The organism is Mesocryomonas lacus, assembly GCF_055730135.2.
Genome location: NZ_JBUZWE020000004.1, coordinates 323,750 through 337,483, shown reverse-complemented (window position 1 = coordinate 337,483; position 13,734 = coordinate 323,750). Strand labels below are relative to the sequence as shown.

General features: G+C 66.3%; 14 protein-coding genes and 1 tRNA gene. 8 read left to right on the top strand and 7 right to left on the bottom strand.

Features of this window, described 5'->3' with window-relative positions:
• Nucleotides 1-144 precede the first annotated feature (144 nt).
• Entirely contained in the window at nt 145-1,935 is a 1,791-nt protein-coding gene (locus ACZLZY_RS08850; RefSeq protein WP_472933861.1) for a DEAD/DEAH box helicase, read from the bottom strand.
• 217 nt (nt 1,936-2,152) lie between these two features.
• Complete coding sequence (locus ACZLZY_RS08845; protein WP_496253575.1) at nt 2,153-2,521, bottom strand: DUF6481 family protein; 369 nt, start codon at nt 2,519-2,521, stop codon at nt 2,153-2,155.
• A gap of 350 nt (nt 2,522-2,871) precedes the next feature.
• On the opposite strand from ACZLZY_RS08845, the gene cysT reads away from it, so the two are divergent.
• From cysT to ACZLZY_RS08825, 4 genes are all read left to right on the top strand, one after another.
• On the top strand, nt 2,872-3,726 hold the full coding sequence (gene cysT, locus ACZLZY_RS08840; protein WP_472933859.1) for a sulfate ABC transporter permease subunit CysT: 855 nt from the start codon (nt 2,872-2,874) through the stop codon (nt 3,724-3,726).
• Nucleotides 3,727-3,730: 4 nt separating this feature from the next.
• Nucleotides 3,731-4,609 carry a sulfate ABC transporter permease subunit CysW gene (gene cysW, locus ACZLZY_RS08835; protein ID WP_472933912.1) on the top strand — a complete coding sequence of 293 codons (879 nt, stop codon included), beginning with the start codon at nt 3,731-3,733 and terminating at the stop codon, nt 4,607-4,609.
• A gap of 140 nt (nt 4,610-4,749) precedes the next feature.
• Nucleotides 4,750-5,790, top strand: a complete 1,041-nt coding sequence (locus tag ACZLZY_RS08830; protein WP_472933858.1) for a sulfate/molybdate ABC transporter ATP-binding protein — start codon at nt 4,750-4,752, stop codon at nt 5,788-5,790.
• Nucleotides 5,791-5,940: 150 nt separating this feature from the next.
• Nucleotides 5,941-6,726, top strand: a complete 786-nt coding sequence (locus ACZLZY_RS08825; protein ID WP_472933857.1) for an SDR family NAD(P)-dependent oxidoreductase — start codon at nt 5,941-5,943, stop codon at nt 6,724-6,726.
• Between the two features lie 25 nt (nt 6,727-6,751).
• Here ACZLZY_RS08825 and ACZLZY_RS08820 read toward each other — a convergent pair whose 3' ends face one another.
• On the bottom strand, nt 6,752-7,360 hold the full coding sequence (locus tag ACZLZY_RS08820) for a cupin domain-containing protein (protein WP_472933856.1): 609 nt from the start codon (nt 7,358-7,360) through the stop codon (nt 6,752-6,754).
• A 395-nt stretch (nt 7,361-7,755) separates the two neighbouring features.
• Here ACZLZY_RS08820 and ACZLZY_RS08815 point away from each other — a divergent pair, with 395 nt between their 5' ends.
• The gene (locus ACZLZY_RS08815) at nt 7,756-8,577 is read left to right on the top strand and encodes a VOC family protein (RefSeq protein ID WP_472933855.1); all 822 of its coding nucleotides are present in this window, start codon (nt 7,756-7,758) and stop codon (nt 8,575-8,577) included.
• Nucleotides 8,578-8,718: 141 nt separating this feature from the next.
• Entirely contained in the window at nt 8,719-9,006 is a 288-nt protein-coding gene (locus ACZLZY_RS08810; protein WP_472933854.1) for a hypothetical protein, read from the top strand.
• Nucleotides 9,007-9,250: 244 nt separating this feature from the next.
• On the opposite strand, the gene ACZLZY_RS08805 is transcribed toward ACZLZY_RS08810, so the two are convergent.
• Nucleotides 9,251-9,325 (bottom strand) — tRNA-Val (locus ACZLZY_RS08805).
• A 79-nt stretch (nt 9,326-9,404) separates the two neighbouring features.
• On the bottom strand, nt 9,405-9,770 hold the full coding sequence (gene cpdR / locus ACZLZY_RS08800) for a cell cycle two-component system response regulator CpdR (protein ID WP_472933853.1): 366 nt from the start codon (nt 9,768-9,770) through the stop codon (nt 9,405-9,407).
• Nucleotides 9,771-9,935: 165 nt separating this feature from the next.
• Here cpdR and ACZLZY_RS08795 point away from each other — a divergent pair, with 165 nt between their 5' ends.
• Nucleotides 9,936-10,829: an N-formylglutamate amidohydrolase gene (locus ACZLZY_RS08795; protein ID WP_472933852.1), complete on the top strand. Its 894-nt coding sequence runs from the start codon at nt 9,936-9,938 to the stop codon at nt 10,827-10,829.
• A 3-nt stretch (nt 10,830-10,832) separates the two neighbouring features.
• Here ACZLZY_RS08795 and ACZLZY_RS08790 read toward each other — a convergent pair whose 3' ends face one another.
• Both ACZLZY_RS08790 and ACZLZY_RS08785 read right to left on the bottom strand, forming a co-directional pair.
• Nucleotides 10,833-11,795: an alpha/beta fold hydrolase gene (locus tag ACZLZY_RS08790; protein ID WP_472933851.1), complete on the bottom strand. Its 963-nt coding sequence runs from the start codon at nt 11,793-11,795 to the stop codon at nt 10,833-10,835.
• Between the two features lie 195 nt (nt 11,796-11,990).
• On the bottom strand, nt 11,991-12,485 hold the full coding sequence (locus ACZLZY_RS08785) for a PepSY domain-containing protein (RefSeq protein WP_472933850.1): 495 nt from the start codon (nt 12,483-12,485) through the stop codon (nt 11,991-11,993).
• A gap of 298 nt (nt 12,486-12,783) precedes the next feature.
• Between ACZLZY_RS08785 and ACZLZY_RS08780 the strand changes: the two genes are divergently transcribed.
• On the top strand, nt 12,784-13,248 hold the full coding sequence (locus ACZLZY_RS08780; RefSeq protein ID WP_472933849.1) for an Hsp20 family protein: 465 nt from the start codon (nt 12,784-12,786) through the stop codon (nt 13,246-13,248).
• Nucleotides 13,249-13,734 lie beyond the last annotated feature (486 nt).

Sequence of the window (13,734 nt, the reverse complement as noted above, 5' to 3'; positions counted from 1 at the left end):
GACGCCGAACCGCGGCTGGCTCGGTCGATGCTCTCCATCATTGCTGCGCTGCAAAATCGCAGAAAACGGGCAATATTAAGAGCCGCCGGGGCGATGGCGCCCCAGCGGTCTGTGCCGAGCCGTCAGAGGGCCAGTCCAATAGTCTTAGGCGCTGGGCTTCTTTGGGCGGCGTGGCTTGGCATAGGCCTTGTCGCCGCCGGGACGCGCTGCGCCCGGACCTGCACCCGCGGCACCGGCCTTGACGAAGGGCCGCTTGGTCTTCGGCTTGTCGTAGTCGCGCGGCGGGGTGTCGCCGCCGCCGGCTTCCGTCGAGAGCGAGATGGTGATGTCGTCGGCGTCGATGCCCTTGGCGCTGTCGGCGAACTTCTTCGCCATCGCCTCGCTGATCTCGAACTTGGTCTCGCGGTCGAAGATGCGGATCGCGCCGATGTCGGCGCGGGTGACGTTGCCGCGGCGGCAGATCAGCGGCAGCAACCATTTCGGGTCGGCATTGTTGCGCCGGCCAATGTCCATATGGAACCAGACGCTTGGGCCGGACGGGCTGCGGGCCGCGTCGCGTTCCTTGCGGGTGCCGCGGTCCTGGCCGGCATTGTCGTAGGTCTTGCCGGGCTTCGGGTCGCGGCCGAAGCCCGGATCGAAGACGTCCTCGGGGGCCGGCAGGCGCGAGCGGTAGATGCGGGCGAGCGCCGCAGCGAGTTCCTCCGGCGAATAGCGGCCAAGGAGGGCCGCGGCGACGCCGTCGTCGTCCTCGGCGTTCGGCTGCAGGATCGGATCGGAGAGAAGGCGCTCCTCGTCGAGCTTCTTGATCTCGTCGACCGTTGGCGCGCCACCCCAGGTCGGGTGCACGCCCGCCTCGAGCAGCAGGCGCTCGGCCTTGCGGCGGCGGGAGATCGGCACCAGCACGACCGAAATGCCCTTGCGCCCGGCGCGGCCGGTGCGGCCGCTGCGGTGCTGCAAGGTCTCGGCGTCGTTCGGCAGCTCGGCGTGGATGACGAGGCCGAGGTTCGGCAGATCGATGCCGCGCGCGGCGACGTCGGTGGCGACGCAGACGCGCGCCCGGCCGTCCCGCAATGCCTGCATGGCGGCGTTGCGCTCGTTCTGGCCGAGTTCGCCGGACAGCGAGACGACGGAGAAGCCGCGTTCCAAGAGGCCCGAATGCAGGTGCCGGACGGCCTCGCGGGTGTTGCAGAAGACGATGGCGCTGGTTGGCTCGACGAAGCGAAGGAGGTTCACCACCGCGTGCTCGACCTCGTTCGGGGCGATGCGGACGGCGCGGTATTCGATGTCGACATGGCCGGTGGCGCTGCGCGTCGCCTCGATGCGCAGGGCATCGCGCTGGTAGCGCTTGGCGAGCGCGGTGATCGCCTTCGGCAGTGTCGCGGAGAACAAGAGCGTCCGGCGCTCCGGCGGCGTTGCCTCGAGAATGAATTCCAGATCCTCGCGGAAGCCGAGGTCCAGCATCTCGTCGGCCTCGTCGAGGACGACGGCCTTCAGGCCGCCGATCAGCAGGCGGCGGCGCTCCAGATGGTCGCGCAGGCGGCCGGGCGTGCCGACGACGATGTGGGCACCGGCCTGCAGCTTCTTCTGCTCGGCGCGCGGATCCATGCCGCCGACGCAGGTGACGATCTTGGCGCCGGTGTGCTCGTAGAGCCATTCGAGCTCGCGGTGCACCTGCAGCGCCAGCTCGCGCGTCGGCGCGACGATCAGCGCCAGCGGCTCGCCGGCGACGTCGAAGTGCTCGGCATCGCCGAGCAGCGTCTTGGCCATGGCAAGGCCGTAGGCGACGGTCTTGCCGGAGCCGGTCTGGGCGGAGACGATGAGGTCGCGGCCCTCAACCTTCTCCTCCAGAACGGCGTCCTGCACCGGTGTCGGGTCGTTGTAGTCGCGGTCCTTGAGAGCGCGTTCGAGGGGCAGGCTGGTCGGGCGGAACGGCACGGGCGGTATCCTTCGGAGGGGCGGATCGCTCGGCGGTCCGACGGGGGACCGGCATGGCCATGATCCGGGAAGCGCCTGACCGATCCGGGGACCGACAAAGCACTGAGCGCGGCAGATACCGCAAAGCCATATAGGCCGGCCTGCAGGGCGTTTTGCCCGCGGGTCGGCCTCTGATCGTCAACAGACGTGACGCTGCCGGCGCGAGGCCGGCGGCGGATTACTTCTTGCGCTGCTTGCGGGCGGCGTAGCGCGCGTCGCGGGCTGCCTTACGCTCAGCCTCGTCAGCGACGACGCGGTTGACGCGCTCGTCCGCGATGGCACGCTTGGCGGCTTCCTCGGCAGCCTTTTCGGCCTCGAGAGCGGCCAGACGCTCGGCCTCCTGCTCGGCCTTCAGCGCCTGTTCGGCGCGCTTGGCTTCGGCGCGGGCTTCCTTGGCCTCGGCCCGGGCCTTGCGCTCGGCGATCTTCGCCTGCACAGCCGGATCGTTCTCGTCAGGCTTGGCCTTGAACTTTTCGAGGAGCGCCTTCTTGGCTTCCAGCGCTGCGCTGCGACGCTCGGCGAAATCGTTTTCCTTGGGCGTGCTCAATGCAAAAATATACCGACTGAAGAAAAGGGGAGGGACGGTCCAGGCCGTCCTGTGTTCGGCAGGGCTTAAAACCAGCTGCCGACATGTGCTTCCGATAGGCCGATGGCGCGCAAAGGTCAAGCTGGCGACCATAGAGGCGTCTGTGATCGCCGCGCGCATCCTGGCGCAAACGCCGCCGCCGTCGGGCGTCCGTCAATTGACAATCTATCGCCCGGCTAGATATTGAAGCCGTCCCGCGCCGGCCACAGGGCTGCCACGATCTGCGAGAGGAAACCGCCATGGGGTGCCGTGATCACCGCCGCCTCGCCGCGCACGTCCCCCGGCATTTCCCGCGGAAGTCCTGACGGCCCATGGCGATTTCTGCTGCCTCTTCCGGTTTCCGCAAACCGAGCGTTATTCCAGGCTTCGGCCTGACCTTCGGGTTTACGCTCGTCTATCTCTCCATCATTGTGCTGATCCCGCTGGCGGCTCTCTTCCTGCGCGCCGCCGGCGTCGGCTGGGAGGGTTTCGTCTCGATCGTCATGGATCCGCGGACGATCGCGGCGCTGAAGCTGACCTTCGGCGCCTCGCTGGCCGCTGCCATCCTGAACGCCATTTTCGGCCCGCTGCTGGCGTGGGTCCTGGTGCGCTACCAGTTTCCCGGCCGACGATTCGTCGACGCCATGATCGATCTGCCCTTCGCGCTGCCGACGGCGGTGGCCGGCCTGACGCTCGCTGCCCTCTACAGTCAGAACGGCTGGATCGGCCAGTTTCTGGTGCCTTTCGGCATCAAGGTGGCCTACACGCCGCTCGGCGTGATCGTGGCGCTGACCTTCGTCAGCTTGCCCTTCATGGTCCGCACGGTGCAGCCGGTGATCGAGGAACTCGACCGCGGCTACGAGGAGGCGGCGGCGACGCTTGGCGCCAATCGCCGCCAGACGATCTGGCGGGTGATCCTTCCCTCGCTGTTTCCGGCGATCCTCACCGGCTTTGCCCTGTCACTCGCCCGCGCCGTCGGCGAATACGGCTCGGTGATCTTCATCGCCGGCAACCAGCCGTATTATTCCGAGATCGTCCCGCTGCTCATCGTCTTCCGGCTGGAAGAGTTCAACTATGCTGGAGCGACCACGCTGGCCGCACTGATGCTGATCATCTCCTTCGTCATCCTCCTGACGATCAATCTCATCCAGGCTTGGAGCCGCAGGAGGTTCGGGTATGGCGGATGACCGCATGAGCCCCGCAGCGCGAAAGCCTCGGCGCAAGGCGCGACGGCCGGTGACCAGTGAAACGCCGGCGGTGAAGTGGACGCTGATCACCATCAGCCTCGTCTTCCTCGGCCTGTTCCTGTTTTTGCCGCTCGTCACCGTCTTCTACGAGGCGTTCAAGGATGGCGTCGGCGTCTACTGGGAATCGATCTCCGAGCCCGACACGCTGGCGGCGATCAAGCTGACGCTGCTGATCGCGGCGATCTCGGTGCCGTGCAACCTCGTCTTCGGCGTTGCCGCGGCGTGGGTCGTCGCGAAGTTCGAGTTCAAGGGGCGCAGCCTCCTGATCACCTTGATCGACCTGCCGTTCTCGGTGTCGCCGGTCATCGCCGGCCTCGTCTACGTGCTTCTGTTCGGCGCCGGCGGCTATTTCGGCCCTTGGCTGACCTCGCACGGCATCACCATCATCTTCGCCGTGCCCGGCATCGTGCTGGCGACGATCTTCGTGACCTTCCCCTTCATTGCCCGCGAACTGATCCCGCTAATGCAGGAGCAAGGCAGCGGCGACGAGGAGGCGGCGGTTTCGCTTGGTGCCTCCGGCTGGAAGACCTTCTGGCTGGTGACCTTGCCGAATGTGCGCTGGGCGCTGCTCTACGGCGTGCTCCTCTGCAATGCCCGCGCGATGGGCGAGTTTGGTGCGGTCTCGGTGGTCTCCGGCAAGATCCGCGGCTTCACCAACACCATGCCGCTGCAGGTGGAGATCCTGTCGAACGAGTTCCCCTTCGCCGCCGCCTTCGCGGTGGCGTCGCTGCTGGCGGTTCTCGCTCTACTGACACTCGGCATCCGGACCTTCCTCGAATGGCGCTATGCCGACGGCATCGCCGCGACCTCCGGCCGGCACTAGCCGGCCCAGTGTCTCTTGAAGCCGGCTTGCCCTCGATCCATTGTTTTATCTGCCGCAGTGAAAAGCGGACGGGCGTCCGGCGCGAAAAAGGCTCACGCCTCTCTGCCCTCTCTTTCCCTGACGGACCTTAGGAACGACCCATGGAAATCAGCGTCCGCAACGTCCGCAAGGAATTCGACCGCTACCCCGCTCTGCACGACGTCTCGCTCGACATCGCGTCCGGCGAACTCCTGGCGCTGCTTGGGCCATCCGGCTCCGGCAAGACGACGCTGCTTCGGCTGATCGCAGGGCTCGAGTTTCCGACGGAGGGATCGATCTTCTTCGGCAGCGACGACGCGTCGTCGAAGAGCGTGCAAGAGCGCAATGTCGGCTTCGTCTTCCAGCACTATGCGCTGTTCAAGCATATGAGCGTCGCCGACAATATCGGTTTCGGCCTGACCGTGCGGCCGCGCGCCTCGCGGCCGCCGGCCAAGGAAATCCGTCGCCGGGCGTCCGAACTGCTCGATCTCGTGCAGCTGTCCGGGCTCGAGAACCGTTTCCCCAGCCAGCTGTCCGGCGGCCAGCGCCAGCGCGTGGCGCTCGCCCGCGCGCTCGCCATCGAGCCGAAAGTGCTGCTGCTCGATGAGCCTTTCGGGGCGCTCGACGCGAAGGTTCGCAAGGACCTCCGCCGCTGGCTGCGCGAACTGCACGACAAGACCGGGCACACCACCGTTTTCGTCACGCACGACCAGGAAGAGGCGCTGGAACTCGCCGACCGCGTGGTGGTGATGAGCCAGGGCAAGATCGAGCAGATCGGCAATGCCGACCAGATCTACGACGAGCCGGCCTCGCCCTTCGTCTTCTCCTTCATCGGCGATTCCAGCGCGTTGCCGGTGACGCTAGAGGGCGGCAAGGTTTACCTCGACGGTCGCCCGCTCGGCATCCCCGCCGGCCGGCTGCCGGACGGTCGCGCCGAGCTGTATCTGCGCCCGCACGACCTTGACGTCGTCGATGATCCCGAGGGCGCCATTCCCGGCAAGGTCACGCTCGTCCGCCGCACCTCGGGTGCCCGGCTGGTCGAGCTGGAGGTCGGCCCCCGCAAGGACCGGCTGGAGCTGGAAATCTCCGCCGACGACACACGGCCGATACCCGCGACGCTGATGGTCAAGCCGCGCAAGTGGAAGCTGTTCGCGGCCGATTGAGCCGGAAGGGACGCGCGAGGCTCGCCGCATCGCCACGATCTTACGATGCGCCAAGGCCGGATCGTCGGTGCGCGCGGCCTTCTGGCGTGATGCAGTTCCCTCAACTACGAAGACGATCGCATCTGCCAGACGGCCATCAGGGAGAACGACATGCAGGACTTCGGCGGCAAGATTGCCATCACCACCGGCACGTCCGGCATTGGCAAGGGCGCGGCCTTCCGGCTGGCCCGCGGCGGCGCCACCGTGCTGGCGCTCGGGCTTGACGCCGAGGCCAACGCGCTGATGCGGCAGGAAGCGGCCGCGGAAAATCTGACGGTGACCGTGGCGGAGGCAGACGTCACCGACGAAGCCGCCGTCGCCTCTGCCGTTCGCTCGGTGGTCGACGATTTCGGCGGGCTCGATATCCTCGTCAACTCCGCCGCCATTCATCCTTATGGCGACGCGACGGAGACCGACTATGCCGGCTTCATGCGGTGCCTGGCGGTGAACGTCGGCGGGATCTTCCTCCTCGCCCACCACGCCGTGCCGGCGATGCGGCGACGCGGCGGCGGGTCGATCGTCAACGTCTCCAGCGTCCAGGGTCATGCCAACCAGAAGCGTGTCTCGGCCTATGCTACGTCGAAAGGTGCGATCCATACGCTGACCCGGACGCTCGCCGTCGACTTCGCGGCCGACCGCATCCGCGTCAATTCGGTCTCGCCGGGGTCCGTTCGCACACCGATCCTCGAACTTGCCGCCCGCACCCTCGACGGTCCCGGCGCGGACATCGAGGCTGTCTTCGCGCGCTTTGGCGCCGCCCACCCGCTCGGCCGCATCGGCGAGGTCGCGGAGGTCGCCGAGCTCATCGCCTTCCTTGCCTCGGACCGATCGGGTTTTTGCACCGGCGGCGACTATGCCGTGGACGGCGGCCTCGGCGCAGCGCTCGGCGTGGCCTAGCCCGCGCGCGGAAGCATGCGACCGGTCAGAACGTCGGGGGCGTGTTGACCCAGAATATCGAGGCCCGTTCGGCGCCAGCATTGCGGTAGTGGTGCGGCAGTTCCGAGCGGAAGACGAAAGTGTCGCCGGGATCGAGCCGGTAGGTCCTGTCGTCGACGACGAGCTCGACGGCGCCGGCGATGATGTAGCCGACCTCCTCGCCGGCATGCTGGATCGGGCCGGCGCTCTCGCCGCCGGCGTCGATGTGGTGGATGTTGCACTGGAGCATGTGGCCGGGCGAATAGGGGATCACCCGTTCCAGCGAGATGCCCTCGCCTCGGCGTAAGGGGTCGAGGCCGATCAGCGGCCGCGTGCCGGCGCGGAAGACGATGCCTTCCTCGCCGTCGACTTCCTCGAACATCCAGCCGATGTTGGTTTCGAGCACCTGCACCACCTTGTGCAGCATGGGCAGCGACGGCGAGGCCTTGCCATTCTCGATCTTGGACAAGAGGCTTTCCGAGCAGCCGGCCGCTTCGGCCACCGCCTTCAGCGTCATGCCCCGTATCTGACGGGCGTGTTTCATCCGGATGCCCAGCCGTGCCGCAGCAGCGCTGTCGTCGGCTGCACCCGCGCTGCGTTTGGCCAACTCGTTCATCTCGGCGCTTCTTTCCGTCCGTGGCTTCAGGCGAGGCGATGCGGGCTGGTCTGCAGCGGGCTGCCTGCCATAGCCTCCCGCCTGTGGACGTCGTTATCCATCCGCCGCTGGACCAAGAGGCTGACGAAAGCAGCTTCGATTTGCAAGCAGGTTGATTGTCTTGCAACATCCTTGATGGATAGCTCTCGCTTGGACTCCGTCCTGCTTGGCGGCAGGAGAAGCATTCGCCGTTTGGGACGGGCCGGCCCCGCCAGCCGCGGTGCTCAGACTTCGGATGGCCAGCCGTGCCGGACCCTTCGGGGCCGTGCGTGATCGGAAACACTGCGTTCGCCATTACGGGGCCATGCGGGCCCGTTCATCTCGGCTATGCCTGGGTCTCCTTCAGGAGGTCCGACATGGTCGACATCACAGCAACTCCTTTGCGCATTGGCCGTGTTGCCCTGACGGTGCACGACCTCGACGCGGTCGCCGGCTTCTACCAGGACATAATGGGCCTGCACCTGCTGTCGTCTGACGGCGAGAGTGTAAGGCTCGGTACAGGGAACACAGTGCTGCTGGAATTGCGGCGCGACACGTCTGCCCGCCGCCGTCTCGCCACGGAGGCCGGGCTGTTCCACACCGCCTTCCTGCTGCCGGACCGCCGCGATCTCGGCCGCTGGGTGCGGCACGCTGCTGCACGCCGGGCGCCGGTGTCTGGGGCTTCCGATCACCTTGTCAGCGAAGCGATCTATCTAAACGATCCCGAGGGCAACGGCATCGAGATCTACGCAGACCGCCCGGCAGCCGAATGGCGCTGGAAGGACGGCATGGTCGAGATGGCGACGGCGGGCCTGGACGTCGACGGTCTGATGGCCAGCGGCGGCACGGAGAGCTGGCAGGGTTTTCCCGCGGGAGCGACGGTCGGGCATGTTCACCTCCAGGTCGGTGCACTGGAAGCTGCCGAGGCGTTCTACGCCGAAACGCTCGGGCTCGACATCACCTGCCGCTATCCTGGCGCGACGTTCTATTCCTCCGGCGGCTATCATCACCATATCGGCGCCAACATCTGGAACAGCCGTGGTGCCGGTCAGCGGACGCCGTCGACCGGTCTCAGCGACGTCGAGATCCTCGCGCTGCCCGAGCAGCGTGCGCGTCTCGCTGCAGCAGGGCCCTCCGGTGGCGCCAAAGACCTGACCTTGCTCGATCCCTGGGGGACGGCGATCACCATCAGCGGCTGAGGTTTTCCGTCGCCGGGCGGAAGCTTTCCCGTTTATCTCTTGGACAACGCCAAGTTGGTCCCTACTTAATTTTGTCCTACTTACGATTTATCGGAACAGAAGATCGTCGAGCCGGTTCCTTTCGCCTAACAGGAGCCGAATATGTTCAACCTCAAGTCTATCGCCATCGCCGTCGCCCTTTCGGCTTCCGCCCTCGTTTCCACGGCACCGTCTGCCGTCGCCCGCGACAAGGTCATCGTGATCGAGCAGTCGCAGCGTCCGCACCATGCCCGCAACGATCGCCGCAACGACGTCCGTGATCACCGCGCCGCGCGCCGCGCTGAAGCCCGCCGCGCCGAGGCCCGCCGTGACCGTCGTCACGATCGCCGCATGGACCGCCGCCACGACCGTCGCAACAACGGCGCGGTCATCGTGCTGAAGAATCGCTAACACTCAGCCATCAGACGTCACGTGAATGGGGCCCGCTGAAAAGCGGGCCTTTTTCGTATCTGCTGATGGGAGACTTAAGAGCCGCTGGAAGGGTAAGGCGTATCGGCATGCGTCGGACCCGGCAACAGCCGTTCAGATCGCACCGCACGCAGCTGCCGCAATCAGCATCGCCGCCTTCAACCTGCCAGGACCTCGGTCCGTTCGATGGCAGGCTCAAGTATCGAAAAGAAAGATTGGAGCCGGATGGTGGGCGTGACAGGGATTGAACCTGTGACCCCTTCGATGTCAACGAAGTGCTCTCCCACTGAGCTACACGCCCATCCGACGAGGCGGATAGACCACAGGGCCGATTGAGCGTCAAGAGCTTTCGGCACCTGGATCTACGCCTGTGGAAAAGTTTACGCGGCGTCTTCCAGCATCTTGGCGACTTCGTCGACGAGTTCGCGCAGGTGGAACGGCTTCGAAAGGATCTTGGCATCCTTCGGCGCTTTGGAATCAGGGTTCAGCGCAACAGCGGCGAAGCCGGTGATGAACATCACCTTGAGGTCCGGATCGAGTTCGGTCGCCCGGCGGGCGAGCTCGATGCCGTCCATCTCGGGCATCACGATGTCGGTCAGCAGCAGCGAGAAGGGCTCCTCGCGCAGCCGTTCGTAGGCGCTGCCGCCATTGTCGTAGGAGGTCACCTCATAGCCGGCCTTTTCCAGGGCCTTGGCGAGGAAGCGACGCATGTCGTTGTCGTCTTCGGCAAGCAGAATCTTGACCATTGAGCGTTTTCCAGGTCCGCCGCGGTGAAAGCCCGCGCAAGCTTCGTTGATAGCAGTAGCCTTTTAACAGATTGCCTAAAGAATCCCTAAATGGAATGGTCGATCGCGTGACTGCGGCCATATCTCCCTTGGATGTCGCAACCCGAACGGATGAACGTAGCCGAGATGATCCCGCTTCTAGAGACCGCAGCAGGACCATGCCCGGCCTTCGAAGTCCTCGAGCCGTCGCTGCAGAGCTTGCCGATGGTGTTCTGTTCGCCGCACAGCGGCCGGGTGTACCCCTCGGCTTTCCTAGCGGCATCGCGCCTTTCGGATTCGGCGATTCGCCGTTCGGAAGATCTCTTCGTCGATCAGTTGTACGATTTCGTCCCTTCGCTCGGCGCCCCGCTGCAGATCGCTCGGTTTCCGCGGGCCTATCTCGACGTCAACCGGGAGCCCTACGAACTCGACCCCAAGATGTTCGAGGATGCCTTGCCGGAGTTCGCGAACACCGTCTCCGTCCGGGTGGCCGGCGGGCTCGGGACCATTCCACGCATCGTGGCGGAGCGGGAGGACATCTACCGCGACAGGCTGGCGGTAAGCGAAGGCCTCGAGCGGATCGAGACCATCTACAAGCCGTTCCACGAGCAGCTGACGGCACTGCTGCAGCGCACGCGTGAGCGCTTCGGCATCGCCATCCTCGTCGACTGCCACTCGATGCCGTCCACTGTCAGGGCTCTGCCCGGCGGGCGGCGGCCGGACATGGTGATCGGCGACCGTTTCGGAACCAGCGCCTCCAGCCGCATCGTGACCCTCGCGCAGAGCGGGCTCTCGGCGCTCGGCTACGACGTGATGCGCAACAAGCCCTATGCCGGCGGGTTTATCACCGAACGCTACGGCCGGCCGAATGACGGGGTCCATGCGCTGCAGATCGAGATCAACCGCGGCCTCTATGCCGACGAGGCGCGGTTCGTGCCAAGCGCCGGGTTCGACGCGCTGCGTTCCGACCTCGTCTCTTTCGTCACCCGATTCGCTGAAGATCTCGACGCCGACCTCAGCTACGCCGCGGCGGCCGAATAGCCATCAGAGCGGCAGAGCGGCGCCGGCAAAACTGTCGAACGCGGCGATGAACGGCGCACGGTAGAGGTCGGCCTCCTGCATCAGCTCGTGCCGGGCACCGGGAACGGACAGCGCGTGGCCCGAGCGCATGCGCCAGGCAAGGCGTTCCGCCGCCGGGCTGGAGACCACGCGGTCATGGCCAGCCGTGACGATCAGCGTCGGCACGCGCAAGGCGGCGATCACGTCGGAGTCATCGAGCCGCCGAGCCGCACCGACGGCCCCGGCCACCCAGGCGGCCGTCGGGCCGCCGACGAAGAGCTGCGGGGCGGCCATCATCAGAGCACGGTTGCGCTCGAAGCGGCGGGCATCGCTGGTGAGGGGATTGCGCTCGGCGGTCCAGCCGGCGCTTCGGCCGACGCCGCGCACCGGGACGCGGCCGAGGCCAAGGAAGCGCATGGTGTTCATGCCAAGGAAAAGGCCATTGGCGCGAGAGTTGCCGGGCATGCCGATCAAGGGGGCGGCGGCGACGATCCGGGCGACATGGGCGCCGATCCGGGGTGCGGCCAGCAGTGCTACCGCGCCGCCCATGGAGTGCGCCAGGATGGCATAGGGGCCGGTGCAATCGGGCAGGATCAGCGAGCGGAAGATCGTTTCGAGGTCGATGGCATAGGCATCGAAGCTCGGCACGTGCCCGGTTCTGGCTGCACCACGCAGCCGCTGCGAGCCGCCTTGGCCGCGCCAGTCGAAGGTGGCAACGGCGTAGCCGAGGGCGGTGAGATCGGCGATCGTCTCGAAATACTTCTCGATCGCCTCGTTGCGGCCCTGCAGCAGGACCACCGTTCCCCGCGTGCTGTCCAGCCGGCTCGGCGCCACGGCAAAGCGCAGCCTCACCCGGTCCGGCGTCGACAGGAAGCCGCAAGCAATCCCTTCGGGCAGCGGATTGCCGTCGAGTTCGAAAAGGCCGGTCGGGCCGTCGGTAGGGTTCATGGGCTTCCGTCCGGCGAGGATCGCCATGCTCCAGTCTAGCACCCCAGCCGTTGCCGGGAGGTCAACAATGTCTTCGCCCGCACAGAACGGCTGGCCGAGAAGGGAAGGGATCGGGGATCCCCGCGAAGGGACCCCCGACCGAGCGGTCGGCCTGGAAGGGACGGAACAGGCCGACCGTTTGGGAAAGGCGCCGGCCTATCGGCCGTAGAGCCCGAAACGTCCGCCGCCGAGGTCGTCGGGTCCGCGCCATCCGGGGCCACCGCGACCACCGCCGTCGCGCGTCCAGCCGATGCGCTCGCGTGACAGGATCTCGCCGTCATAGGCATCGACCGACAGCCGGACGAGCGCGCCGTTCGGACGGACGGCCTCGACGATGTAGCGGTCGCGGCGAAGGCGAATGTCGTCGATCGACACAAACCCCTGTCGCACCAGCTTGCGGACCACCCGCTGCTCCGGGATGACGTCGGGGTCGCGGCGATCGTTGCGCGGGCCGCCGTGCCAGCGGCCTTCACCGCGCCCGCGCCAGTCACGCCGGTCACCCCCGCGTTCATAGCCGCCGTCCGGACCGTCATAGGCATCCTGGACAAGGACGTAGTCGCCACGGACGTGGTCGCGCGGCCCGGCGCTCGCGACGGAGCCGAGGCCAGTTAGAAGGAGGAGGGTGGACAGTCCTGCGAGGGCGAATTTCATGGAGGCTCTCTCCGGTGGCGACCCGCATCTTGCAGGCCATACCGAGACTATCGGCGCGAGCGCCTGAACGAAACCGGAAGACGGCGTTCATCCCCGGTTCAAAGACGGGCGCCGACGGGAGAGCGAAGTCGGCCCGGCGGATTTTTACCGCGGTCGTCCGGAGAGGCGCTTGAACGGCGAAATCGACGTCACCAACTCAAGCTCACGGTCGCCGCAAGGGACCGTTGGCCAGAAGGGTCCGCCAGTAAAGGGGACCTGCGGCCATACCGCAACCAGTTGCTTCCTATGGAGAACTACCATGCGTGCCATCGATTTCGCCCCGCTTTACCGCTCCACCGTTGGCTTCGACCGGCTCTTCGCCAAGCTCGACGGTCTGTCGCAGCCCGAGGGTCAGACCTACCCGCCCTACAACATCGAACGCACCGGCGAGAACGCCTACTGCATCAGCATGGCGGTTGCCGGCTTCGGGGAAGGGGACCTTCAGATCGAATCGCGCGAGACCGTGCTGACGGTCACCGGCGATCGCGGCGGTGACAAGGAGGAGGGCGCGGGAGAAGTGCTTTACCGCGGCATCGCCGGACGCTCCTTCGAGCGCCGCTTCCAACTCGCCGATCATGTCGAGGTGAAGGGAGCCAGCCTGAAGAACGGCCTTCTGCACATCGATCTCGTCCGGGTCATCCCGGAGGCGATGAAGCCGCGCAAGATCGAAATCGTCGCCGCCGACAACGGCAATGCGGCGCAGCTCGAGGCGAACGCCGCCTGAGGCAAGTTCGGGTTTAAAGGTTGATAGGGACGGCGCCTCTCGGGGCGCCGTTTTTTTTTGGGCGAGGGGTCGGCATCTCGGCTGAGGCTGGGTTCCCTCGGGTTCCACTCGTCTCTGGTCTCGAGGGTCGCCCGAGCTGTTCCTTCAAGCTCGGTGCTCGGCAAGCTCGTCAAATTCGGGGTTTTGGCCCCGGGGATAGCTCGGTGCTCCGCAAGCACGTCATCCTCGGGGCCTTGGCCCCGGGGACCCATGCCAAGTCATTGGAGCGTGTACCGTCCGGTGGGCATTCCCCCGGCGATTTCCTCAGCCGGACTGGCGCGTTGGCGCGGAGGCATGGGTCCCCCGCCTGCGGCGGAGGATGACGAAACTGAGGGGTTTGCGCCCCTAATTCAACGAGTGCCGAGTACCGTGCTGTGCACGGTGCACGCAAGACCGAGCGCTGCGTTGCAAAGGCGGATGCCCGGCCCCGAGGGCCAGGCATACCCA

Coding starts and splice junctions, on each gene's coding strand:
- cysT (WP_472933859.1), top strand. CDS start 2,872: ATGGCGATTTCTGCTGCCTCTTCCGGTTTCCGCAAACCGAGCGTTATT.
- cysW (WP_472933912.1), top strand. CDS start 3,731: ATGAGCCCCGCAGCGCGAAAGCCTCGGCGCAAGGCGCGACGGCCGGTG.
- ACZLZY_RS08830 (WP_472933858.1), top strand. CDS start 4,750: ATGGAAATCAGCGTCCGCAACGTCCGCAAGGAATTCGACCGCTACCCC.
- ACZLZY_RS08825 (WP_472933857.1), top strand. CDS start 5,941: ATGCAGGACTTCGGCGGCAAGATTGCCATCACCACCGGCACGTCCGGC.
- ACZLZY_RS08820 (WP_472933856.1), bottom strand. CDS start 7,360: ATGAACGAGTTGGCCAAACGCAGCGCGGGTGCAGCCGACGACAGCGCT.
- ACZLZY_RS08815 (WP_472933855.1), top strand. CDS start 7,756: ATGGTCGACATCACAGCAACTCCTTTGCGCATTGGCCGTGTTGCCCTG.
- ACZLZY_RS08810 (WP_472933854.1), top strand. CDS start 8,719: ATGTTCAACCTCAAGTCTATCGCCATCGCCGTCGCCCTTTCGGCTTCC.
- cpdR (WP_472933853.1), bottom strand. CDS start 9,770: ATGGTCAAGATTCTGCTTGCCGAAGACGACAACGACATGCGTCGCTTC.
- ACZLZY_RS08795 (WP_472933852.1), top strand. CDS start 9,936: ATGATCCCGCTTCTAGAGACCGCAGCAGGACCATGCCCGGCCTTCGAA.
- ACZLZY_RS08790 (WP_472933851.1), bottom strand. CDS start 11,795: ATGAACCCTACCGACGGCCCGACCGGCCTTTTCGAACTCGACGGCAAT.
- ACZLZY_RS08785 (WP_472933850.1), bottom strand. CDS start 12,485: ATGAAATTCGCCCTCGCAGGACTGTCCACCCTCCTCCTTCTAACTGGC.
- ACZLZY_RS08780 (WP_472933849.1), top strand. CDS start 12,784: ATGCGTGCCATCGATTTCGCCCCGCTTTACCGCTCCACCGTTGGCTTC.